Annotated in this window: 21 protein-coding genes and 2 pseudogenes; 13 read left to right on the top strand and 10 right to left on the bottom strand. The window is 40.0% G+C overall.

Annotation, left to right across the window (positions count from 1 at the left end; all coding sequences use genetic code 11):
- Positions 1-681: 681 nt before the first annotated feature.
- The 4 genes and pseudogenes from AOT13_RS21310 to AOT13_RS10470 form a co-directional block, all read right to left on the bottom strand.
- A pseudogene (locus tag AOT13_RS21310) lies at positions 682-1,140 on the bottom strand (SMI1/KNR4 family protein); the annotation flags it as partial.
- A gap of 497 nt (positions 1,141-1,637) precedes the next feature.
- Entirely contained in the window at positions 1,638-1,928 is a 291-nt protein-coding gene (locus AOT13_RS10465) for an amino acid permease (RefSeq protein ID WP_013401103.1), read from the bottom strand.
- Between the two features lie 109 nt (positions 1,929-2,037).
- Positions 2,038-2,154 carry a DUF2000 family protein gene (locus tag AOT13_RS21175; RefSeq protein WP_311769827.1) on the bottom strand — a complete coding sequence of 39 codons (117 nt, stop codon included), beginning with the start codon at positions 2,152-2,154 and terminating at the stop codon, positions 2,038-2,040.
- Positions 2,148-2,450 carry a DUF2000 domain-containing protein gene (locus AOT13_RS10470; RefSeq protein WP_003251306.1) on the bottom strand — a complete coding sequence of 101 codons (303 nt, stop codon included), beginning with the start codon at positions 2,448-2,450 and terminating at the stop codon, positions 2,148-2,150. Before AOT13_RS10470 ends, AOT13_RS21175 begins: the two co-directional genes overlap by 7 nt.
- Before the next feature lie 488 nt (positions 2,451-2,938).
- On the opposite strand from AOT13_RS10470, the gene pdxR reads away from it, so the two are divergent.
- The 7 genes from pdxR to AOT13_RS10505 all read left to right on the top strand — a co-directional run bounded on the left by pdxR (position 2,939) and on the right by AOT13_RS10505 (position 10,484).
- Positions 2,939-4,339 (top strand): MocR-like pyridoxine biosynthesis transcription factor PdxR, encoded by a 1,401-nt coding sequence (pdxR, locus tag AOT13_RS10475; RefSeq protein WP_042385097.1) that lies wholly within the window; start codon positions 2,939-2,941, stop codon positions 4,337-4,339.
- A 521-nt stretch (positions 4,340-4,860) separates the two neighbouring features.
- The gene (locus AOT13_RS10480; protein ID WP_080695353.1) at positions 4,861-5,472 is read left to right on the top strand and encodes a glycerol-3-phosphate responsive antiterminator; all 612 of its coding nucleotides are present in this window, start codon (positions 4,861-4,863) and stop codon (positions 5,470-5,472) included.
- The gene (locus AOT13_RS10485) at positions 5,459-6,565 is read left to right on the top strand and encodes an ABC transporter ATP-binding protein (RefSeq protein WP_042385137.1); all 1,107 of its coding nucleotides are present in this window, start codon (positions 5,459-5,461) and stop codon (positions 6,563-6,565) included. The genes AOT13_RS10480 and AOT13_RS10485 overlap by 14 nt, the downstream gene beginning before the upstream one ends.
- Positions 6,562-7,488, top strand: a complete 927-nt coding sequence (locus tag AOT13_RS10490; RefSeq protein ID WP_042385099.1) for a carbohydrate ABC transporter permease — start codon at positions 6,562-6,564, stop codon at positions 7,486-7,488. The genes AOT13_RS10485 and AOT13_RS10490 overlap by 4 nt, the downstream gene beginning before the upstream one ends.
- A complete protein-coding gene (locus AOT13_RS10495) occupies positions 7,485-8,297 on the top strand; it encodes a carbohydrate ABC transporter permease (RefSeq protein WP_013401099.1) in 813 nt (270 codons plus the stop codon). Before AOT13_RS10490 ends, AOT13_RS10495 begins: the two co-directional genes overlap by 4 nt.
- Positions 8,298-8,314: 17 nt before the next feature.
- Entirely contained in the window at positions 8,315-9,652 is a 1,338-nt protein-coding gene (locus AOT13_RS10500; RefSeq protein WP_013401098.1) for an ABC transporter substrate-binding protein, read from the top strand.
- Between the two features lie 118 nt (positions 9,653-9,770).
- Positions 9,771-10,484: a glycerophosphodiester phosphodiesterase gene (locus AOT13_RS10505; protein ID WP_003251290.1), complete on the top strand. Its 714-nt coding sequence runs from the start codon at positions 9,771-9,773 to the stop codon at positions 10,482-10,484.
- Between the two features lie 424 nt (positions 10,485-10,908).
- Here AOT13_RS10505 and AOT13_RS10510 read toward each other — a convergent pair whose 3' ends face one another.
- The 5 genes from AOT13_RS10510 to AOT13_RS10530 all read right to left on the bottom strand — a co-directional run bounded on the left by AOT13_RS10510 (position 10,909) and on the right by AOT13_RS10530 (position 15,252).
- Positions 10,909-11,289, bottom strand: a complete 381-nt coding sequence (locus AOT13_RS10510) for a DMT family transporter (protein ID WP_013401097.1) — start codon at positions 11,287-11,289, stop codon at positions 10,909-10,911.
- Positions 11,290-11,409: 120 nt separating this feature from the next.
- Positions 11,410-12,342, bottom strand: coding sequence for a TauD/TfdA dioxygenase family protein (locus tag AOT13_RS10515; RefSeq protein WP_003251288.1), 933 nt, complete (start codon positions 12,340-12,342; stop codon positions 11,410-11,412).
- A gap of 153 nt (positions 12,343-12,495) precedes the next feature.
- Positions 12,496-13,338, bottom strand: coding sequence for an ABC transporter ATP-binding protein (locus AOT13_RS10520; protein WP_003251286.1), 843 nt, complete (start codon positions 13,336-13,338; stop codon positions 12,496-12,498).
- 21 nt (positions 13,339-13,359) lie between these two features.
- Complete coding sequence (locus tag AOT13_RS10525) at positions 13,360-14,421, bottom strand: taurine ABC transporter substrate-binding protein (RefSeq protein WP_042385101.1); 1,062 nt, start codon at positions 14,419-14,421, stop codon at positions 13,360-13,362.
- A gap of 36 nt (positions 14,422-14,457) precedes the next feature.
- The gene (locus AOT13_RS10530) at positions 14,458-15,252 is read right to left on the bottom strand and encodes an ABC transporter permease (RefSeq protein ID WP_003251282.1); all 795 of its coding nucleotides are present in this window, start codon (positions 15,250-15,252) and stop codon (positions 14,458-14,460) included.
- A 401-nt stretch (positions 15,253-15,653) separates the two neighbouring features.
- Here AOT13_RS10530 and AOT13_RS10535 point away from each other — a divergent pair, with 401 nt between their 5' ends.
- The 3 genes from AOT13_RS10535 to ulaA all read left to right on the top strand — a co-directional run bounded on the left by AOT13_RS10535 (position 15,654) and on the right by ulaA (position 19,426).
- Positions 15,654-17,711, top strand: coding sequence for a BglG family transcription antiterminator (locus tag AOT13_RS10535; RefSeq protein ID WP_042385103.1), 2,058 nt, complete (start codon positions 15,654-15,656; stop codon positions 17,709-17,711).
- Positions 17,712-17,743: 32 nt separating this feature from the next.
- Positions 17,744-18,010, top strand: coding sequence for a PTS sugar transporter subunit IIB (locus AOT13_RS10540; RefSeq protein WP_003251279.1), 267 nt, complete (start codon positions 17,744-17,746; stop codon positions 18,008-18,010).
- A 153-nt stretch (positions 18,011-18,163) separates the two neighbouring features.
- On the top strand, positions 18,164-19,426 hold the full coding sequence (ulaA, locus tag AOT13_RS10545) for a PTS ascorbate transporter subunit IIC (RefSeq protein WP_042385104.1): 1,263 nt from the start codon (positions 18,164-18,166) through the stop codon (positions 19,424-19,426).
- 258 nt (positions 19,427-19,684) lie between these two features.
- Here the strand turns inward: ulaA and AOT13_RS10550 are convergent.
- A pseudogene (locus AOT13_RS10550) lies at positions 19,685-20,356 on the bottom strand (NmrA family NAD(P)-binding protein); the annotation flags it as partial.
- A 636-nt stretch (positions 20,357-20,992) separates the two neighbouring features.
- Between AOT13_RS10550 and AOT13_RS10555 the strand changes: the two are divergent.
- The 3 genes from AOT13_RS10555 to AOT13_RS10565 are packed head-to-tail and all read left to right on the top strand — an operon-like array spanning position 20,993 to position 22,673.
- Entirely contained in the window at positions 20,993-21,307 is a 315-nt protein-coding gene (locus AOT13_RS10555; RefSeq protein ID WP_013401085.1) for a hypothetical protein, read from the top strand.
- On the top strand, positions 21,304-22,401 hold the full coding sequence (locus tag AOT13_RS10560; protein ID WP_013401084.1) for a pre-toxin TG domain-containing protein: 1,098 nt from the start codon (positions 21,304-21,306) through the stop codon (positions 22,399-22,401). The genes AOT13_RS10555 and AOT13_RS10560 overlap by 4 nt, the downstream gene beginning before the upstream one ends.
- Before the next feature lie 23 nt (positions 22,402-22,424).
- On the top strand, positions 22,425-22,673 hold the full coding sequence (locus AOT13_RS10565) for a MafI family immunity protein (protein ID WP_003251249.1): 249 nt from the start codon (positions 22,425-22,427) through the stop codon (positions 22,671-22,673).
- The last annotated feature ends 332 nt before the right edge of the window (positions 22,674-23,005 follow it).

The raw sequence follows: 23,005 nt of genomic DNA on the forward strand, positions 1-23,005 counted from the left end.
AACAAACATTATTATGAAAAAACCGCCAATTAACATGTTCATAACTTCTGCTTCCAAAGGCAGATGCTCATGCATGTTCAGAACACTTCACATAATAGATGCATCACTTTTCAAGTTATTATAACATATGGTATTATTTCCAAATATATTCCATATTTCTCGCTAATATATTTTTTAATCCATCGCTAATAAGTTAATCTTATAAATTATTTTTGGTAAATTAAGCAAGCAAAGATTTCATTTTCTACAATTACAATTATATTTAACCTTTGTAACGCTAAACAGAGAGAAGTAGCTGCACAAATTCAGCTATTTCTCTATCCATTTCTTGACATAATGCCATATGCAGAACTATGAAATTTGGTTGCTAATCGTGTTTGCAAAATATCTAACATCTTCACTATTATCTTGATTAAAGATTTCTATTAATTTTTTTACTGTATTTCTTTCTAAAGAATCTGCTAAGAAGTTTGTAGCCTCTGCAACCGATCTTCTTACGTCATCGTTTGGATGTTTACTAAGTTGCAATAAAACGGAACTGAACCATTTTAAATCCTCAGCTTTAACTTCTTGAGACATAAGGTCAACTGAAGTTATTATTCCATCTATATCATTATTATAAATAGCTCTCATTGTCGACTCTTTAGATATTTCAATCTCGTCAAATTCACCAAATTCTATTTCTTCTTCCCTTTCCTCGACATAAAGATTTTCTAAAAAGCTTTCAAATGAGTCAGCAATTTGAAATATTTCCTCTGTTTCATTATCAATATAAACAATTGGGGGATTTTCGACTGTGTTTCTGTAGTCAAACGCTATCCAAGAGTGACCTTGACCACTAATTAAAATCAATCCTTCGGGCATCTGCCACTCTTCTATGTAGTAAGGCGTTTCTAAGATGCCGTTGTTTTCTCCTATTCCCATAATAAAATCCACATTGACTGAGTGATCGCTCCAAGAGGTAGGTTTTGGGGAAGGATGAGCATTAAACACAATACTCCCGCCGTTTTGTATTTTTAAAATATCTAGATAAGATTTTGGCAGCTTCACATTAAATAGGTTTTCTGCTTTTTTAATATCAGATTCTCTTAAAGGGGGAAGCTTATAAATATCGCTTTCTAAATTAGCCCAAATCGTCAAAACAGTTCACTCCCCTCTAAAACTAATGAAAAATACATAAAATGGATAAGCATGTCTCTAAATATTTTTATATCATTTGAGTAAAAATATGCTATTGTTATACTATTTGCTTCGAATTTAAGGTTTATATTGGGGTGTTCTTTATATCTTATCCATTGAATTCGTAACGGCTTTAATGACAATCCAATAAAAAACTGAGACATGCTATGTCATCTTTCCGCCTATTGGTAAGATGAAATATCAAAATTGCTTGAATTGGCGTTTAAGTATTCAGGTATTAGAAACTAGTAAACGGAATAAAGATAAAAAATTTGTACATAACCTTGGTCAAGTGACATGAAAAAAGAATTTCAAAAAGACAGTTGTTGCTCGATATTTTATCGGGGAAGGCCGTTAAAGTGATCATGATATTATACAATGATTATAAAAATGGATATACTTTTCAATCGCCCGATACGCCTATTCTCTTTTTTATTGTCTATCTGTCGAGAGGAATATCAGACAGTACATCTTTTTCTAGGATCACAAGAGGTTGAAGACGAAGATGGCACAATAGAACGATTGTTCACCTTCATGGCACCGCCTGCTCTTGGGTACCTCGATGCTAATTCTGCATAGCACAATCCTAATAAAATTTCTAAGATCGCTGCGATGACAAAAGCTAACATTACAGCCGGACAGGCTTTGCCAGCTGCTACACCGCTAAGAACAAAAATACCCGCACCGACCATAGCGCCAGTACCAAGAGAGGTAGCTTCTTTCCATCCTAAATCTCTTTTAAGATTCATAACGTTCTCCCTTCATCAATGGAGCTAAAACTCCGTAACTTCACCTGGCTTTTCTGCAAAATGCCATGTCGTTAAATCAGCGATCCAGTATTTTTTTGGGCGGGCAACATTATCTTAACAGTCCCATGCTTCCGGTTAATTTATTCACTTTTTTCTTATCCCCATATAACGCTAACCCTAAATATTTCAGATCGTTTGCTGAAAAGGTTGATATTTTTTCTAATATTCTTCATAACTTTTGGTTGTCTGTGCCGCATTGGTAAAATCAACAACAAGTAAATCAGAAAATTCTTCAGCGTATAATTTGTTTCTTAACTCCTTAATTTTTTGGGAATTACCCTTTAAAATGGGAATAGGTATTGTTGTTATCCCTGCATGAGGATGACCGCTTCCATCCTTTACTGTTGGTCCAATAATCCCCTCAATTTCCTTTCTCAAAGTCAGGGCTAATACCGCCGCAGTATTTGCGATTAATCCTGCTGGTAAATCTGCATCAATAACCATCACACACTTCATTTCCATGATTTTTCCCCATTTTGTTAAAGTGCCTCAAAGACAGATATCTTTCGACATGTAAAACTTATCGGTTTCCTTGTGGGCATTAGCTGCAAGAAGAGCATTTGATGTCCCTTCCATAAAGTTTTCAAGCCTCTTCATAAGCAGGAAAGAATGAATACTTTCTACGACAGTTTTTTAAGAATGAAAGCAAATAGATGCTTCACAACTCGTGCCAGAAGGGCCAGAGTGGCAAAATTTCAAGTTGTTCTTAAACATACTAGGGAAGATAAAAAGTGTTGATTCCAGTTTAATAAGGGATGATTTGGCTTTTTTGTTTTAGCTGCAACGATCATTATCCTCCTCCCCTGTAATGATAAGGATTATATTTATCTTGTATTTCCATTATGTGTAATTACCTTTTCTTTTATAATTTAGCATAATAAAATGGTAGTGATAAGGACCAATTATTATTGATTTTTATAGTACCAATCTTGATAAAAAGGGGAATCAGCATGATTTGGATAACAATTGATCGCACGCTAGACATACCTTTAACACGACAAGTTTACGAACAACTTCGTACACAAATATTAAATGGGGAACCTGTAGCCGGAGAGCGCCTTCTACCTATCCGAGAACTAGCCTCCCATGTAGGCGTATCACGGAATGTGGTGGTTGAAGCTTATGAACAATTTCTAGCAGAAGGATACATTGAAACACGGCCAGGTTCCGGCACATATGTTGCAGAGGGAGCCTACCTAAGTCAGCAAGCGAGAAAGGATTATCTATCTTTTTTTGAAATGCAGCACTTAAAAGAGGAGACGAACGATTTCATAGATTTTCGTTCCGGTATCCCCGCTTTAGACATGTTTCCGCGGCATATATGGGGACAAACCGCTAAGCGAGTCTGTAAAGAAACTCCACATTCCATATTTGGCTATGACTATCCCGAGGGGCGAATCGAACTGCGTCATATCCTGTCTCGGTATCTAAAGAGAACAAGAGGGGTGCATTGTCATCCCGACCAGCTACTTATTACGTCTGGAGCAACACAAGCTTTATCTCTTATAGCAAAACTGCTTCTTTCACCTAGGGATAAAGTAATGATCGAAGATCCTATTACACGCGAAATTCAAACCATTTTCTCTTCCACTGGTGCCGTGCTCCATCCTGTCCCTGTCGATGAACAAGGCATGAAAACGGATTTAATTCCCCTAAATAAAAAACCAAGATTTATTTTTGTTACTCCATCTCATCAGTTTCCGCTTGGGGGAACGTTGCCTATTCAGCGTCGAATTCAGTTAATCGAGTTTGCCAGAAGAGTTGATTGTTTTATTGTTGAAGACGATTATGACAGTGAATTTCGTTATCAAGAGGTTCCGATTCATTCACTTCAGGGGCTTGATCCAAATAGAGTGATTTATATTGGAACTTTCAGCAAGATATTATCGCCTGCTCTTAGATTGGGGTATTTAGTTCTCCCTCCCTCTTTAATAAAACGCTGTAAAGATTTAAAATGGTTCACAGACCTTCACGCTCCTTCATTGCAGCAACTTACTCTTGCGCGTTTCATAGATGAAAGACATTTGGAACGCCATATTAGAAAAATGAAAAAAATATATAAAGCACGTCGGGATCATTTAAAAAAATGTTTAGTAGAACAGTTTGGCACTAAGGTTAAAATTTCAGGTGATTCAACGGGCCTACATTTGGTTGCTGAATTTCAAAATATAGAGTTTTCCAATGAAAAGGTACAGGAAATAATGGTAAAATATAAAATTAAAATTTATCCAGTAGAACTTCAAGCGATTCGCAAAGGAGTGCATCAAAATAAAATCATTTTAGGTTATGGTAATCTAACAATAGAGGAAATCGGAGAAGGTATACATAGACTAAAATCGGCTCTGATTTAAGGAATAACAATGAATCGCTTAGCATTGGCCGACAATAACACTGTCTTAGCGATTTTTAGCTGCTTCAGGACGGCGGCTTTTTAGAAATAAGTGTCCTAAAAGTGTCCGCTACAGTTTTTATATAAAAAATGGAAAACAAGCAATCAAGGAAAATGAAAATAAAAATGGGCGGAATGTTTATAAATTCGCTTGTTGCCACATTAGTTTGCGATTTACATTGGTCTCTGTTTTGCACAGGTTCTGCTTACAATCTTTGTGCTTATCTTTACCGGAAATTAAATAGGCAGCAGGAAAGGGAGGAATTCTTCTATAAAAAACTTCTGCAACAAAATATCCGAATTTTACAAAAAAACAATCTTCTTTTAACATGCCATTTATAAAAATGGCCTATGATGGAATTAAAAGTGAATGGGTAGGTGGAGAGATGGAGAAACCGTGAAAACAAAAAGGGCGCCATCTTGCTGGCGAAACGCTCCCAGATGTTTTCATGGTTTCTGTTTATTTTTGAAAGGGGGATTGTTTTGAACGAACGATGGCTGGAATGCTTACGGAGCGACCGGCTCATTGCCGCAATAAAAAGCCCAAAGCATCTGGAAATGTTTCTCAACACCGGATTGCAAGTCGCCTTTTTGCAAACGGGAAATATTAGTGTGATTAAACGGTATGTCGATTTATTAAAGGAACAGCAACGGTTTGTTTTTCTTCATGTCGAAAAAATTCCGGGAATTAGTTATGACCGGGAGGGATTACAGTTTTTAGCAAAATTTATAAAGCCGCATGGGATTGTAACGACAAAAAGTTCTCTCGTTCAATTAGCGAAAAAAGAAAGGCTGATGGCCGTTCAGCGTTTGTTTTTAGTGGATACAGATGCAGTGGAAAACGGAATAAAAAGCATTCATGATATTCAGCCGGATGCATTGGAGATCATGCCTGGGCTGCTTCCGGAAATGATTGGGATGATCCGGAAGCAGACGCACGTTCCCATTATAACAGGCGGGCTGATTCAACATGAGAACCATATTGAAGCTGCCCTGCAGAGCGGAGCGGTTTCGGTCTCGACGAGCCGTCCATGGTTGTGGAAGAAATGGGGAAATATCGACAGGGAAGAGGTGCATGCGTGTGGCGAAAATTGAATTAGTTCATGTTTATAAATCTTATAACGGAAAAGACAATGTCATTCACGATTTAAGCGTTTCTATTGAACCGGGAGAATTTTTCGTCCTTGTTGGCCCGTCTGGTTGTGGCAAAAGCACGATTTTACGGATGATCGCCGGGTTAGAAACAATTACGTCTGGGACTTTGCTCATCGGCGGGATAGAGGCCAATGATTTGCCGCCGAGCGAACGCAACTTATCGATGGTATTTCAAAACTATGCGCTGTATCCGCATTTAACCGTCGAACAAAACATTATATTTGGTCTATATAAAAAGAAAATTTCGAAACAAGAACAAAAGGAGCGCTGTTTAGAAGCAGCAGAGATGCTTGGTTTGACCGATTTTCTTAAACATAAACCGCGTCAATTATCCGGTGGGCAGCGCCAGCGTGTAGCGCTGGCAAGAGCGATTGTCACACATGCGCCTATTTGCTTGATGGACGAGCCTTTATCGAATTTAGATGCAAAATTGCGGGCGAAAATGCGCTCAGAAATTCGCCAGCTGCAAAGGCGACTGGGGATCACCATGGTTTATGTGACACATGATCAAGTTGAAGCGATGACGATGGCGGATCGAATGATGATTTTACATGAAGGGCGGCCGCAGCAAATCGGGAAGCCGCTTGATATTTATAACCATCCTTCCAATACGTTTGTTGCTTCGTTCATCGGCACGCCGCCAATGAATTTGGCGGAAGCAAAAGTGCTGGAAAGTTTGCTGCTTTTTGACAGCGGGCGGGCGATTCGTTTTCACCACCATTTGCCTCCTTCCAAACAGCAAATCATCGTTGGCGTCCGGCCGGAACATATCCGCCTTGCCAAGGAAGGCGATGACCATTTTATAGCGAAAGTCGTCAATGTCGAAGTTTTGGGGACGGAAACGTTCATCACATTTGAATTAACGAAAAACGAGCATTGGATGGCGCGATGGAACGGACAATGGAACATTCATGTTGGTGAGAAAGTGCCTCTTACGATTGATGAAACAGCTTTCCATTTCTTTCATGAAAACGGCCAGCGCTTAAATTACTCGCTGCTTTCTTATGCGGCCGGCAAGGGGGGATGCCAATGAATACATCGCTTTCCATGAAATCTTCTCCATCTGTCCTGATTCGCCGCAAACGCGCGATATGGGCGATGTTGGAAGGAATGGCATACCTGCTTCCATCTCTTATTTTGTTTTCTATTTTTCTTTTTTACCCAATGCTCAGAACATTGTATTTAAGTTTCTACGCAACAGATCATCAAGGCAATCCTGTTCAATTTGTCGGGATCGAGAATTTTGTTTATTTGTTAAAGGATGCAAACTTTCTGCAAAGCGCAAAAGCGACATTGTTGTTTGTTTGCTATACCGTTCCGGCCAGTGTTATTCTAGCGTTATGTCTAGCGCTGATGGCCAATGAAAAGCTGAAAGGAATCGGTTTGTTTCGCACGTTTTTTTCTTCAACGATGGGCATGAGTGTCGCAGCCTCTTCTGTGATTTGGATGTTTATCTACAACCCTTCCATCGGGATTATCAATAAAGTGCTATCTTTATTTGGAATTTCAGATGTTCAGTGGCTGCTTGACCCGAACATTGCGCTCATTTCTGTCGCCATTTCAACGATTTGGATGAATACAGGATTTACCTTTCTGGTTTTGCTCGGAGGATTGCAAAATCTCGATTCCTCTTTATATGAAAGCGCGCGCATTGCGGGGGTGGGCTACTGGTATCAGCTTCACAAAGTGACTTTGCCATTGCTGTCGCCGACGCTCTTTTTTGTAACGACGGTTTTGCTCATTCATTCGTTCCAAACGTTTGGACAAATCGATATGTTAACAAAAGGCGGGCCGATGGATGCAACAAATGTCATTGTTTACTCCATTTATAGAGATGCTTTTATTAATTACAACTTCGGTTCCGCCAGCGCCCAGGCAGTGCTTCTCTTTTTCGCGGTTTTAGTGGTTACCGTTTTGCAATTTAAATTCGCAGAGAGGAAGGTTCATTATCAATGAGCGTTTTACGGGCGTTTCTGTTGTATGTCCTTCTCATCATTTGTTCTGTTGTTGTTCTGTTTCCAATTGTTTACGCGTTTCTCATCAGTTTTATGGATGGAGCGGAGGTGCTGCAAGGGCATATATGGCCGCAGAAGTTTACGATGGCGAACTATATTGCCGCGTTTCAGAAAGTTCCGTTGCTTCAGTATTTGTTCAACAGCTTTATTGTTTCATTGCTTGTCATGTTGGGGCAGTTAATCGTTTCAAGCTTGGCGGCGTTTGCCTTCGTGTTTCTGAGATTTAAAGGGAGAGATGTTCTCTTTTTTCTTTGTATTGCGACGATGTTGATCCCTTGGGAAGCAACGATGATTCCGAATTTTTTGACCGTGCAAAAACTCGGCTGGCTGAATAGCTATTTAGGATTGACAGTTCCATTTTTTGCTTTAGCTTTTGGCATATTTCTTTTGCGCCAGCACTTTAAAACGATTCCATTGGAATTGTTTGAGGCGGCGCAAGTATCAGGCGTTGGCCGCTTTCGTTTCTTTTGGAATATTGTTCTTCCGTTATCAAGAACAAGTTTAATTACATTAGGAGTTTACAGCTTTTTAACGACTTGGAATATGTATTTATGGCCTTTGCTTGTTACTAATAATGACCAAGTTCGCACCGTCCAAATCGGATTAAAACAAATGCAATCACAAGAAATTTCGACAGAATGGGGGGTGGTAATGGCGGCCGTGATCGTAGTCATTTTGCCAACATTATTGCTGTTGTTTGCCGGGCAAAAGCATCTTCAAAAAGGACTTATGCAGGGAGCCATTAAATAAGGGGGAGAAAAATAGTCATGAAAAAAGGCATTTTCGCTTTGTTCTTGTTTATTTTTGTGACATTAACCGCTTGTTCAAGCGAAAGCAACGAAGCAGCGGCCACTCCATCTGAAAACAAAGACGGGAAAACAGAGGTCATTTTTTGGCATGCGATGAGCGGAGATTTAGAAACGGTATTAAAAGAGATTGTGGACGAATTTAACCAGTCCCATCCTTCTATTGAGGTTAAGCCGATTTTCCAAGGCACATATGAAGAGGCGCTGACGAAATTCAACACGGTTGCTGGAACGAAAGACGCGCCAACGATTATGCAAACATTTGAAGTTGGGACAAAGTATATGATTGACAGCGGCAAAATTCAGCCTGTGCAAAAATTTATTGATGAAGAAAATTATGACACATCGCAATGGGAGAAAAATATCGTCAATTATTATACGGTGGATGGAAAAATTTACTCCATGCCGTTCAACTCCTCCACGCCTGTGTTAATTTATAACAAAGATGCGTTCAAAGATGCGGGATTGGACCCTGAAAAGCCGCCGATGACATATAGCGAATTGAAAGAAGCGGCAAAAAAATTGACAAAAAAACAAGGGGGACAAACGACCCAATACGGTTTTTCCATTTTAAATTATGGCTGGTTTTTTGAAGAAATGCTCGCGGTGCAAGGCGGGCTGTATGTCAATAATGAAAACGGCCGCAACGGGAACGCCACGAAAGCGGTTTTTAACGGGGAAGAAGGATTGCGTGTGTTCCGTTTAATTCGTGATATGTATAAAGAAGGAACGTTCTATAACGTAGGACAAAACTGGGATGATATGCGCGCGGCGTTTCAATCCAAGAAAATCGCTATGTATTTAGATTCTTCTGCAGGAGTGAAAACGATTATCGACAATGCGCCGTTTGAGGTAGGAGTTTCTTACTTGCCAGTTCCTGATCATGTAGAGCGTCAAGGAGTAATCATTGGCGGTGCGTCTCTATGGATGGCTAAAGATATTAGTGAACAGCAGCAAAAAGCGGCATGGGAGTTCATGAAATATTTAGCAACACCTGAAGTCCAAGCGAAATGGCACGTGAAAACAGGATATTTTGCGATTAATCCGGCCGCTTATGACGAAGAGATCGTGAAAGAGGAGTGGGAAAAATACCCTCAATTAAAAGTAACCGTCGAGCAATTGAAACAAACGAAACCAATACCTGCGACACAAGGAGCGCTCATTACGGTTTTTCCGGAATCTCGTCAAAAAGTCGTAAAAGCAATGGAAAGCTTATACCAAGGCGTGGATCCGGAAGAAGCGCTGGACCGTGCAGCGGAGGAAACGAACCGGGCTCTTGAAACAGCGAATAAGAAATAAGCGGGAAATCAGCGGGGCTGTCCTGAATGCAAATCATCAGGATTCACAACTCTGTGAGGTCAGATGCTCATGGGTGTCAGTTTCTTTAGTTTACGCATGAATGGGGGGACAGGGAAGAATGGAAATTTATGCTCATCGGGGATTTAGCGGAGAATATCCAGAAAACACCATGCTGGCGTTTCAAAAAGCGTATGATGCAGGAGTAGACGGGATCGAATTAGATGTGCAAATGACAAAAGATGGGGAAATTGTTGTCATTCACGATGAACGGGTCGACCGAACAACCAACGGGATTGGTTATGTTAAAGACTTTCTTTATAAACAGCTTCGTTTGCTTGATGCAGGAAGCTGGTTTCATGACCGTTTTGCCCGCCAGCGCGTTCCTGCCTTGATGGAAGTGATGGAGTGGGTTCAAAATTTAGATAAAAAGATCATGATTAATATTGAACTGAAAAATAACGTTATTGACTATCCGCATTTAGAAGAAAAACTGCTAAAAATGATTGGACAATTTCAGTTGGAAAAGCAGGTGGTATTATCTTCATTTAACATATGCAGCATGTTAAAGGCACGGCGGCTTCATCCGTCGATTGAAATCGGCACATTATTTGAAGGAATTCATGAAAGCGCGATTCCAAAGGCAAAGGTAGTGGATGCCCAAGCGATACATGGAGATTTGCTGTTTGTTTTATCTTCAGAAGGAAGAAAAGCGGTGGCCCAAGGGCTGAAATTGCGCGTTTATACGGTGAATGATACAAAGGTAACGGCGATGCTGCAAGATGCGGAAGTATCGGCGCTGATGACAGATTTTCCGAATGAATTTCTTATGTGAAAATGGACGAAACTTTCGCCGCTGCCGGAAGTGTGGAGAAAAACGAAGCATGCGCATGATTTTGATGGGCAAAGCGGCTGGGCGTATAGTGTATATATAGGTCTTAACGCCGCCGATATGTTTGTGCATGTGCCGATTTTCAGAAAAAAACGGGGATGAACGGACATCCATGAAGGGAAACCAAGCTGTGTTTATTCGCAGCATATGGGTAAGATATTTAAAGAAGCGGGAAACATCTGTGGCACTTCCTCAACGGCCATTATGAGATGATTTGACCACTTGACCCAGCAACACCTTTTTGGCACCCATTTGACACCACTTGTGTTTCCAGTAAAAAGTCTTCTAAAGATTAATGCAACAAGTTTTGGGACAATGTTAAAGCCGAAAGATGATTTTTTAAGATGAAATAGGCGAACAGTCCCTGTCACTGTTCGCAATTTCCATTCCTTTCTGTTTGCGGGTACGCCGGAGATGCTGCTTTTTCATGTGCTTCTCCGCTGATATTCAACATAATAACACCGACAATAATCATAAGTATTGCCAGCATTTTGAATAAGGAAAAGTGTTCTTTGAAGAATAAAATTCCTATTGTTGCAATAATAGCTGTACCTAATCCGGACCATATTGAATAAGCAATGCTTACCTCAATCTCTTTGAGTGCTAATGTGACTAAAGTAAGACTTGTTCCATAAAAAATAAACATTAAAATGGAAGGGATTAACTTTGTAAAGCCTTCTGACATCTTCATAGAGGTTGTGCCTAAAACTTCCGAGACAATCCCTAGTAAAAGGAAAAACCAACTCATTGGATATCCTCCCTTGGGGGTATTGTAAAATTTTGTTGTGAGAATACATAGTTTTATATTCAATAATTATACAAACACAATAAGTGGAACCTCTTTAAGGTTCCACTCATTTTCAATATTTTAAAATGGACGATCTCCGACAATTGCCACCCGTTCAGCCTTGCGAGGATGCGGGTAATAGTCGGAAACGGCATAATGTTGAGTTGCACGGTTATCCCAGAAAGCGACTGTGTCCTTCTCCCAGTGAAAACGAACCTGGTACTCAGGAATATGAGCTTGGCGAAACAGGTACTGAAGCAGTTTCTCGCTCTCTTCTGGCTCGAGACCGACGATTCGCGTAGTAAAAGCTGGATTCACAAACAGAGTTTTCCTGCCTGTTTCTGGGTGCGTTCGAACCACCGGGTGTTCAACAGGTGGAAATTCTTTTTGTTTAATAGCTAACTCTTCTGGTGTCATTAAATGGCTGAAAGAAGGAGTGAAATCGTGAATAGCAGTGAGGTTATCGATACGTTCTTTAATCTCATCAGGTAAATTGTCATAAGCGGCGCCCATATCAGCCCATAGCGTGTCTCCACCAACAGGAGGAACTTCAATCAGCCTTAATACAGCTGCTTTGGCAGGATTGGCGCGAAAGGTCACATCGGCATGCCAGATGTTCTCGAAACCACCTTGCTTATGATCCCTAGAAAAGCGGACAATTTCTTTTGATTGGCCTTCTTCAATCGGATAAAATGGGTGAACTTCCAACTCACCCCACAGCCGGGCAAAGGCTCGCTGCTGTTCACTAGTGATCTTTTGGTTGCGAAAGAAGAGAACTTTCCACTCTAATAGTGCACGGTTCAACTCTGCTTGTAGCTCAGGAGTAATTGGTTCTCTCAAGTCCACTCCAATGATCTCAGCGCCTATGATCGGACTTAGTGGTTTGACTTCAAATAATAAATAAGGTCGCTCCTCCATACCTTCGGGTAGACGCCGCAAAATACGCGGGCCTACATAATCTTCACGGTTTTCAAATTTGAGTGGTCGAGAATAATGGGTATTCATTTGAGACATACACATGCTCCTTTCAACAGTTATATAATTTCAAATTCAAAAACCAACATCGACGAGGCGTTTAAGTTGGTTGAAACAACGGCCGAATGACTAGTGTATCGAAAAATAAATCTGTATTTTTAAAATATTTTAATTAATGGATTATTCGAATAATTAATGGTTAATTCCAAACCCTGCATTATTTGCTTTACTATTTCTGATAGTGGAAATTAAATAATATCGCAGATCATTAAATTCTTTAGAATGTTTGATTTCTTGGACGGATTGATTGTGCTGTGATAACGGGTTTTGCAAATCTACTACGATTCTTCCCGGTTTCGAATGCATAACTAAAATTCTCTTTCCTAGCAATAGAGCTTCTTCTACATCATGAGTAATAAAAAATATGCACTTTCTTGTTTTTTTCCAAAGTTCAAGAAGATGGATCTGCATGTTTTCCCGCGTTAAGGCATCTAATGCACTAAAAGGTTCATCCATTAAAATGACTTGCGGATCGGTAGCTAATGTTCTTGCAATGGATGCTCTTTGCTTCATCCCTCCAGAGAGCTGGTAAGGCAACATTTTAGCAGAGGATTCGAGCCCTACAAGATTTAAATAGTAGGAAACGATTCTTTTTCTTTCTGATTTTGCTATAGATTTCATCTTTAAACCAAATTCAATATTTTTTTCGATCGTCATCCATGGAAAAAGGTTATGATGTTGAAATACTACCCCCACATCAGGACTTGGACCGGTATGCGGTTGATTGTTAAGCACTACTTCACCCGTAGTTGGTTTTTGAAAACCGGCTAATATATTTAATAAAGAAGATTTACCGCAACCTGACGGACCTAATAGACACACAAAATCATTGGCATCTAATTGAAGATTTATATTGTCCAATATAGGAAGACCGTTATTTTCGTTTGAATAATGTAAGCTAATATTCTTTAATTCTATTAATGCGCGATTATTAAATATCTCTGAACGCGCTTGGACAGGTGTGCTTACGTACATAAACTTCCCTCACTATCACGCTTATTTGTAAAGGTCGCTTAATAAAGCTTTTTGATAAGTGGCTAGGTCAGGGGAAGATGATATGTTTTTCTGTTGAGCCATAAAATCTCCTGTGTCTTTTAATATTTTGGCTAACTTTCCCGGTTTCTCTGGTTCCCCAAAAAAATCTTTTTGTTGGGAAGCGTCCAGCCATATAATTTGTTTCATTGTTTTTAAGCTTTCCTCAGGAGATAATCCTAATTCTTTAGAAAGAAGTTGGGCTGCTTCTTTCGGTTTATTCCGATAATAATGCACCGCCTTATCTAAAACAGAGATATAACCTTTAACAATTTCAGGGTATTTTCTCGCAAACTCTTTATTCACAATTCCGAATTCTCCAGTTACAATGCCTTTTTTAGACAAATCCTTTGATGTAACAATAACGCGCCCTCCCTCATTGATTAACTTTGTCTGTGTAGGTTGCCAAATATAAGCGCCGTCTATATCATCTCGTTTCCAAGCAGCATAAATATCAGGGGGCTGCATATCAAGAAGCGTTATCCCGTCTTTTTCAGGGTTGATTTTTTCTGCCTTTAAGGCTCCCAGCAAACTGAAATGAGATGTCGAACTAAATGTGGTAGCAATTTTCTTGCCTTTCAAATCCTTTAAAGATTGAATGCCAGAATCTTTTTTTACGACTAACGCTTCACTTTCGCCGATCATATCATGAAGGTAATACACTTTATAAGGCAGTTTGTTTGCAATGCCTATTGAGCCGGGAGGAGTACCGACAAGACCAAAATCAATGCTTCCGCTTGCCATTGCGTTATTAACATCCCGTCCGGAATCAAATTTAATCCAATTAATTTTAATGTTGGGGTACTTTTTCTCTAATAACCCCAATGCTTTTGCTAAGAATTCTCCATTTGGGGAAACTTGGTATCCTAATCTAATCTCTTTTGGCGCACTGCTAGATGAAGAAACTGGCGGTTCACCATTTTTTGCAGTAGATGTTTTTGGGCTGGAACAGCCAGTTATGACACTAAATATAAGGAGTAGCAAAATAATCAATATTGCATTTATTTCGCTTTTTTTAAATACCATCTTTTTCACTCCATTGTTTATAATTAATACACTTTGTTAATCTTGTTTTCCAACCCAAGAGAATTGAATATGCTGATACAATCTAATGATGCCATCCATAAGAATGGCGATTCCTCCCATTAGAATGATTCCTACAAAAACAATATCGCTTCTCAAATATTTACTCGCATCTAATACCATCCAGCCAATCCCTGAGGTAGCCGCTACCATTTCAGCAGCAACTAATGTAGCATACGTAACGCCGATGGCTGTACGAAATCCTGTTATGATGTCCGGCAAGCAAGATGGGAGGATTATGTATAATAGGACTTTCGGTTTTGAAGCCCCTAAAGACAATGCTCCATTTATACGCTCTTGTGGGACGCGCTGTACACTAGATACAGTGGAAATAAACAAGGGAGCAAAAGCACTTAAAAATAAAAGCGCAACTTTCGATTTATCATCAATTCCTAACCATAAAACAAGTAAGGCGTAGTAGGCTAATGGAGGAAGTGGTCGGTAAAATTCAATAATCGGATCAAAAATAGCAAGTATATATTTTGAAATTCCGCAAAAAATCCCCAATGGCACGGCCGTGAAAACTGCTAAAATTAGGGCTAAAAACAATCTGTACAAACTATTTAGTATATGAGTGCTTAATGAAGCACCTTTATATCCATCTCTTATTAACTCTAAAAATGCTTTCCAAACAGACTGGGGAGTTGGGAGAAAAACAGGATCCACCCATTTTAAATTTGTACTTACTGTCCAAACGATTAATATTAAGGTGATGCTAATTATCGAAATTCCTCTAGTAAGTATGTGCTTTTTATATACCAATTTGTTGCTCATTCCCATCCTCCTTCTGATGTATTTTCATAAAAAAACATTAAAATTCAGATAGGATTACTTGGATATATGGTAACAAGTGGTTTTTATTTTGTCAATGACTTTTTCTATTCTTAGGTTCAACCTCTTAGGTTCAACCGCACCACGAAACGACAGAAAAGAAAATTACTTTTAACTCGGTTGCAGATCCCTTGAGATTGATCAAGATAGTGCGAAAAATGGTTTGTAAATCTGTTAGCGAATGTCGTTTTTTATGTCCATCAGTCCATGTTTTGCATAGTTCTGCTCACAACATTCGGGCTTATCTTTTGTCGAAAATTCAATATAATGAACTTAAGAAGGGTCTAGATTCTTCTATTAGAGTATATGATGGTTTGCACGATGGAATGAAGGAGCGCTCCAGCATGATACTCAATGCCCGTTGTGTCCAAATTTTAAATATGTTGCTTAGTTCTTCCACTCACGTCACTACAGACAAGCTCGCTCAGTCCATGCAAGTTTCAAAACGAACGGTTTACTACGATATGCAAAAAATAAATGATTGGCTGCGAAGCCAAGGCTTTTCGCCGCTGAAACATGTGCGCGATCTCGGTTTTTACTTGGACGATCAAGCCAAAAAGAAAATTAGTGCAGCATTGCAAACAATGCAGCCAATTCGACATTACGAGTATTCTTCGGATGAAAGAAAAGCATGGATTGGATTACTGATTTTTATCCGCAGCGGTCGAATTTTTTTACACGACTTGTTAGAGAAACTGCAAGTGAGCCGGAGTACTTTATTGAATGATGTCAAGAAACTCAAATCGGAATGGCAGCTGTTTCAATTGGAATTAGCATTCCATCGTAAGCAAGGATATTTCGTCATTGGCGAAGAGAAGCAAAAACGGAAGGCGATCGTGCATTATGCCGCACAGATTTTGGCCACTGTTGGCTATGAACGTCTATGTTCTGAGTTGCTTGGCGGACACATATTACCGGTCAAGAATATTATTCGCCAATCAGAAACATTTTCTGCCATTCGTTATACGAATGATGTTATTCACACATTAACGGTTTATCTTTCTATTTTTCTGAAGCGATGGATTCGTGGTAAATATATTCAAATGGATGAGCAGGAAAAAGAAGTGCTGCAGTCGACTAGGGAATACAAAACGGCTCATCATATCATTACTCAAATTGAAAACGTTTTCCAAGTGGATGTTCCTCAAGATGAAATTTGTTATCTAACAACTTATCTTTTAGGTTCAAGAGTCACAGATGATAAGCAAATCGATCAAAATAATGAAATTGCCACTTTGAAACAAATAATCAAAAACATGGTCGATGATTTTCAAAAGTATGCTTGTGTACAATTCAAACATCGTGAAGAGTTGGAAAAAAATTTATTGATTCATATGAAGCCAGCCTATTACCGACTGAAATATGGTCTTCATTTGCAAAATGAATTAACCCAATCTGTTAAAGCAAATTATCATGACATCTTTACTTTAACGAAAAAAGTGGTTCATCATGTCGAGAACGTTGTCGGTCAATCCGTAGGTGACGATGAAATTGCTTATATCGCAATGCATTTCGGGGGATGGCTTGACAGAGAAGGGGTATCTGTTCCAACTCGGAAAAAAGCGCTCATTGTATGCGAAAGCGGTATCGGTACATCGCGAATTTTACAAAAACAAATTGAAGAACTATTATCAACCGTTGATGTCATTGACATCATTTCGGCAAGAGAATACAAGGCTTATTCTCTGGAACATGTTGATTTTGTTGTTACAACCATTCCGTTAGAACCGAGAGATATTCCTGTTTATATCGTTCGCCCTATTTTAACCGCTGCGGATAAAATGTTGCTTTTAAGGGAAACAAACGGACTGTCTGAAACGAGAACTTTATCAGTCGAAGCATTGTTAGAGATCGTTAAAAGGCATGCAACGATTATCAATGAAAAAGCATTAGTTCAAGAACTGCACGAATATATTAGTCAAAGCAAAAGAAAGGAGATTTTGAAAAAACCGATGCTGAAAGATTTGCTTACAAAACAATGCATTCAGTTTGTAGAAGAGGTAGGTGATTGGAAAGAAGCGATTGCGCTTGCTGCGAAACCGTTATTGGATGGCGGTTATATTACAAACGCATACATTCAAGCGATGATTGACAATGTGAAGAAATTGGGGCCTTATATCGTGATTACACCAGGAGTGGCTTTGCCACATGCCCGGCCGGAACAGGGAGTAAGGAAAATTGGCATGAGCTTTCTTAGAATCAAAAATGGCTGCCTATTCTCCGAAAAAGAAGAGCATCGGGTATATATTTTAATCGTTTTAGCTGCCATTGATAATGAAACACATTTAAAAGCGCTATCGCAGCTGACAAAATTGTTATCCAATAAAGAAAATATGCATGTATTGTTCTCGACCAATTCGATAGAAGAAGTACTCACATTAATCGAAGCGTATTCTTATTAAAAATTAAGAGCAAAAACAAGGAGGTTCAAAAAATGAAGAAAATTCTCGTCGTTTGCGGAAATGGGCTGGGGAGCAGTTTTATCATCGAAATGAATGTCAAAAACGTGTTGAAAGAGATGGGGATTGAAGCTGAAGTTTCCCATACTGATTTAGCAACGAGCAAAACGGAAAAAGCAGATCTGTATTTAGGGGCAAAAGATTTAGTCGAGGCGCTTGATGACGGCACGCGCAATGTGGCCAAACTGACAAACATTCTCGATCTTGATGAATTAAGAGAGGCACTAAAAAAACATTTGTGAGTAATAAAAAAGGCAGGCGGTTCGCCTGCATAAAAAAAGAAAAAACTTTCCCTTTTAAAAGTATATGAAAGAATGAGAAAACAAGAAAGAGATTTTTAGATAAAAAAGTAACATTCCTAAAACTTCTGAAAATAAAGAGGGGGCAAATGAGTGATGTTTGATTTCATTATGAAGGATATATTAGGCTCGCCGGCGATTTTAGTCGGATTGTTTGCGTTCCTTGGTCTGTTGCTGCAAAAGAAGAGCTTTCCTGATATCGTCTCCGGCACGCTAAAAACGATTATGGGATTTGTTATTCTCAGCGGTGGTGCCAACATTTTAATCGGCTCGTTAAACGTTTTTGGGAAAATGTTTGAAAAAGCCTTCCATATTAAAGGAGTGATTCCGAATAACGAGGCGATTGTTGCCATTGCCCAACAAACGTTCGGTAAAGAAACTGCGATGATTATGTTATTTGGAATGATTGTCAATATTCTCATTGCGCGATTTACTCGTTTTAAATATATTTTTTTAACTGGGCATCATACGTTATTCATGGCTTGCTTAATTTCCGCTGTATTTGCTACTGGTGGAGTCATTGGCGTTCCGCTTATCATCGTTGGTTCAATTATTCTTGGAAGTTTGATGGTGTTGATGCCGGCGATTCTTCAACCTTACATGCGGGAAGTTACGGGAACGGACCAAATCGCTTTAGGCCATTTCGGCTCCATCGGTTATTTTACTTCGGCGTGGATCGGAAAGCGTCTTGGAAACAAGGCGCAATCCACGGAAGATATTAAAGTGCCGAAATCATTAGGATTCCTTCGCGATACATCGGTTGCGATGTCCCTGACAATGGTCATCTTATTCTTCATTGTCGCTCCATTTGCTGGAAAGCAATTTATAGAGAAAGAGTTAAGCGGCGGCGTGAACTTCCTTGTCTTCTCCCTGATGCAAGGAATTACATTTGCCGCAGGGGTATACGTCGTATTGGCGGGAGTACGGATGCTCATAGCTGAAATTGTTCCAGCGTTTAAGGGGATTGCGGATAAAGTGGTGCAAGACGCCAAACCAGCGCTTGATTGTCCGGCCGTATTTCCTTACGCTCCGAACGCTGTCATCGTCGGCTTTTTATCGAGCTTTGTAGCGGGGATTATCTCGATGTTTATCTTGCCGCTTGTTGGCTTAAAAGTGATTGTTCCTGGCCTTATTCCACACTTTTTCACCGGAGCCGCTGCCGGCGTATTCGGTAATGCGACAGGCGGTAGACGAGGCGCCATTTTCGGAGCATTTGCCAACGGAATTTTAATTTCCTTCTTGCCGGCACTTTTACTCCCAGTTCTTGGCTCGCTCGGATTTGAAGGGACGACGTTCGGAGATTCGGATTTTGGAATTGTTGGGATTTTGTTAGGATATTTAATCAAACTGTTTTCATAAGCACATAGGAACTCCCCCGCTTTGTTAAAGAAGTGGGGGTTTTTTAGGATAGGGAGCATATTGTTTTTTGGCAATTAGTTTCCTTCATTATAATTTGTAGGGATCGATGATAGGAAGATATTCAATCACATGTGTATACCAACTATGTGAGCGGGAGGAAACTAGCAGAAGGAATTCACGACACGGAGGAAAGATTGCTGCTCAACTATGCTAGCAGACGAGAGAGTACAGCTAATAGCATTTTCTCCGATGAAAGATCCTATGCACAACTTTTTTGCCAGAAACTTCAGAGAGAATTTGCGCTAGATCATCAAAGCTCCACGGTTGATTGGAAACAAGGTTATACGTTTTGTTTTCATGTCCTTCCTCTGTAAGAACCGTCGCGGCAGCCAAGGCAAGATCATTGCGGGTTACCGAATTAATTCTTCCACTTCCTGTATTCGTCACTACTGCTCCAGACTCTACGGATGCGCGCAGCCCTTCGTTTATAAAAAGTTCCGTATATAAGGCGTTGCGCAGGAAAGTATACGGAATGTTAGTGGTGCGAATGGCATATTCCGTAGCTAAATGAACATGGGCAAGCGGTAATGTTGCCTCTTCAGCAAAAGCATATCCGGTATAAGCAATATGTTTTACCCCTGCATCTCTGGCTGCTTTTACGACATTTGCATGTTGAACGATACGCAGCGTATTATCAGTGTCTGGACTGGAGATAAAGAGCAGCTTGGAAGCGCCAGCAAAAGCCTTTTCAAGAGATTTCGGATCATCATAATCACCATGACGAACCTCCACTCCTTGATCGGCAAGAGCGGAGGCTTTTTCCACATTACGGGCAATGGCAATGATTTGACTTGCAGGTACTTTTTTGAGCAAATGTTGAATCACAAGACCTCCGAGTTGACCAGTAGCGCCAGTAACCGCAATTGACATAAACATCTTCCCCTTCTTTTCATAAATTTTTGAGAGTAAATCTTGATAACAACGGGCACTAAATGCTGTTATAACCAAATTGGTTACAACGCGCACAAAAATAGGCATTGTTATAACCAAATCGGTTACAACTGACATGAAAAAATTAGCTCTTCAAAGAGCCGATTTCAAGATATAGACTATGTTGGAGAAGTGATTGCTAACTTTTTATGTGTTTCAACCTCTAGTTGTAACCATTATAATTACATCAGAAATGGAAGTCAAATCTTATGTACCGTCAGGCAACGCGGAAGGACGCCAAAGCGGAAAAACTACAGTCGTTTTTACACTTCAATCCAATCTATTCCATCTCGTCAACCGTGGATGAGTCGAAAAATACCATCCATTTCTGTCATGGCTGTCCGGCTTTTTCATTTTCGGCTTTCTGTTCCTCCTCTTCACGATAATCGTTCCACGCATGAAAAAGTTTATTCCGTAAACAGGTTGTTTTCGAAGGAACTTTGGCATGTTTAACATGTCAGATAGATAAGAAAAAAGTCCCTGTTGTCATCTGGAAAAACAGGAGTATATCATGATTTATCCTTATTTTCCCTATGTTACCATTTAAATAGCATGTAAATGGGGGAGGAAATCAAGATGGCGTCTTTATCGGAATCGATCGAACAAGAAGTGAAACGCAGGGCCTGTGAGGCGATGATGGATTATCTTAAGTCTTATCAGGGGCAGGTCGAAGAAGCAATCGGGGAATTTCGACATGGAACTCATGCATTTTATCACGCAAGTGCCAAGAATGTCCCGCATTGGCAAGGAGAGCCGGGGAAAGCGCATGAGCCGATATCCGGGAACTTGCGGCAAATTGAAGCACGTATTGATACGACCGCAGACGAGCTTCTTCATGAAATCAGCAGGGAAATCGCCCAAATTCGTCGAAAGATAGAGGAACTGCAATGACGACGATTCGAGTCAAACCGGAAGAATTGGAAACGGTAGCGAAGCATGTCCCCGATGCAGAAGACGCCTGCCAGCGTGCGCGAACCTCACTTTCCTGGGAACTGCCCTCTTTAGTGATGGAGATTCCGGGCATCGGTTCTGCCGCCATCCATGAGCTTACAGACGAACTGATTCATTGGCTCGACCGCTATGAAGAAAAGCTGAATGAAGCGGAGGAACTGCTGTATCGGACGGCAGCGGCAATCAGACAGGCAGACCAAACGCTTGCCGACAACATAAAAGAATTCGGTCTGGAGCTTAGCGGCTTGTATGACTTGCAGCGGTTGTTTGGAGAATACGATCCAGTGACTGGAGAACGGATTTCAGTATGGGACCGCCTGGTTGCGGGAGGAATGCTGCTGGCTTCGTTTATTCCTCCGGTCAAAGGGGCAGGAATCGCTGGAAAAGCGGGGATCAAAGGAGCGAAAGCGGCCGGGATAGCAGCGGATGTTTCGAAATTGGTCCCGCAAATGAAATATGTTCTCCGCTATGATAAAATGATGTCTGTCTTTCAAGCGGCGTACCTCCAAGTCGTGAAAGCGCCGATTACCAAAACGCTGCAATATTTTAAGAAGCAATGGAACGACCTTCTTGCCAGCGTTTCGTCTGTCCAATGGCAGCCAGCCTTGGCGGGAATTGGTCCAGCGTCCCGCGCATGGATGAGCAAGGCTAAGGAAGAAGTAAAAGAAACTGCGATGAACAGGATTGGCAAAACTGGGGATGAGGTGGCCGGTAAGGGTAAGGGAAAAGCTAATTTTGTAAATATAGCTAGTAAAAAACGAACAAAGCATATACTTTACGGAGATAAAACAGGTGGTGGGCATTTATGGCCTGGAACTGGAAACCCTAATAAAACATTATTCCCTAAAAACTGGAGTGCGGAAAGGGTAATGCACAATGTATCAGATATAGCTACCGACCCTACACTAAAATGGAAGAGGGGGAGAGTTGTTAAGAGTGTCCAAAGATATGAGGTTATAGGAATTAGGGATGGAATTAAAATAAAGGTAATTACAGATGGAAAAGATATAATAACTGCATTCCCTATTAAATAACTAATTTTAGGAGGGCGTATTTTATGAATTTAAATATTCTTTTAAAAGAAATAGTAAGAAATATTACTAATCTTCCATTGAAAGATGAAAAAGACATATTAGAGTTTATAGAACATGAAGAGTGGGGATTAGCTCTAGAAACAATATGCAGTGTAATTGAACAAGAGGATATTACTATTGATAAAGATATTTTTAGCAAAATCGAAGAAGCTGGAATATACATGGAAATGGACAAATCACTTTGGGAAGGAATAAGTAAACAAATTAGGTAAATATGCTTGTCTTTAGAGAAAAGTATATTTCTAGTCATAACATCATTTTGATGGCGGTTAGACAACCGCCATCTTTTGGTGTATAGGGATGGAGTGTCGAATAAACCGTTAGACCGACAATCTATACCTGTAACTCCCGAAACCCCTGAATGATAATTTTTTGAGTTATCTTGTACGCACAAAATGTGTATAAAAAAGATGCTCTATTTTATAATTTTCATTAACTATACCCCACTGAAAAATTATCAGCTACCACCGTTTTTATCTCCCAAAACCTTACCTTTGTTTTCTCACCATTTTATAAAAATTTTTTCGCACCTTTTCCGCCCTTT

Source organism: Parageobacillus thermoglucosidasius (genome assembly GCF_001295365.1).
Taxonomy (GTDB): Bacteria; Bacillota; Bacilli; order Bacillales; family Anoxybacillaceae; genus Parageobacillus; species Parageobacillus thermoglucosidasius.

Coding starts and splice junctions, on each gene's coding strand:
- AOT13_RS10465 (WP_013401103.1), bottom strand. CDS start 1,928: ATGAATCTTAAAAGAGATTTAGGATGGAAAGAAGCTACCTCTCTTGGT.
- AOT13_RS10470 (WP_003251306.1), bottom strand. CDS start 2,450: ATGGAAATGAAGTGTGTGATGGTTATTGATGCAGATTTACCAGCAGGA.
- pdxR (WP_042385097.1), top strand. CDS start 2,939: ATGATTTGGATAACAATTGATCGCACGCTAGACATACCTTTAACACGA.
- AOT13_RS10490 (WP_042385099.1), top strand. CDS start 6,562: ATGAATACATCGCTTTCCATGAAATCTTCTCCATCTGTCCTGATTCGC.
- AOT13_RS10495 (WP_013401099.1), top strand. CDS start 7,485: ATGAGCGTTTTACGGGCGTTTCTGTTGTATGTCCTTCTCATCATTTGT.
- AOT13_RS10500 (WP_013401098.1), top strand. CDS start 8,315: ATGAAAAAAGGCATTTTCGCTTTGTTCTTGTTTATTTTTGTGACATTA.
- AOT13_RS10505 (WP_003251290.1), top strand. CDS start 9,771: ATGGAAATTTATGCTCATCGGGGATTTAGCGGAGAATATCCAGAAAAC.
- AOT13_RS10510 (WP_013401097.1), bottom strand. CDS start 11,289: ATGAGTTGGTTTTTCCTTTTACTAGGGATTGTCTCGGAAGTTTTAGGC.
- AOT13_RS10515 (WP_003251288.1), bottom strand. CDS start 12,342: ATGTCTCAAATGAATACCCATTATTCTCGACCACTCAAATTTGAAAAC.
- AOT13_RS10520 (WP_003251286.1), bottom strand. CDS start 13,338: ATGTACGTAAGCACACCTGTCCAAGCGCGTTCAGAGATATTTAATAAT.
- AOT13_RS10525 (WP_042385101.1), bottom strand. CDS start 14,421: ATGGTATTTAAAAAAAGCGAAATAAATGCAATATTGATTATTTTGCTA.
- AOT13_RS10530 (WP_003251282.1), bottom strand. CDS start 15,252: ATGAGCAACAAATTGGTATATAAAAAGCACATACTTACTAGAGGAATT.
- AOT13_RS10535 (WP_042385103.1), top strand. CDS start 15,654: ATGATACTCAATGCCCGTTGTGTCCAAATTTTAAATATGTTGCTTAGT.
- AOT13_RS10540 (WP_003251279.1), top strand. CDS start 17,744: ATGAAGAAAATTCTCGTCGTTTGCGGAAATGGGCTGGGGAGCAGTTTT.
- ulaA (WP_042385104.1), top strand. CDS start 18,164: ATGTTTGATTTCATTATGAAGGATATATTAGGCTCGCCGGCGATTTTA.
- AOT13_RS10555 (WP_013401085.1), top strand. CDS start 20,993: ATGGCGTCTTTATCGGAATCGATCGAACAAGAAGTGAAACGCAGGGCC.
- AOT13_RS10560 (WP_013401084.1), top strand. CDS start 21,304: ATGACGACGATTCGAGTCAAACCGGAAGAATTGGAAACGGTAGCGAAG.
- AOT13_RS10565 (WP_003251249.1), top strand. CDS start 22,425: ATGAATTTAAATATTCTTTTAAAAGAAATAGTAAGAAATATTACTAAT.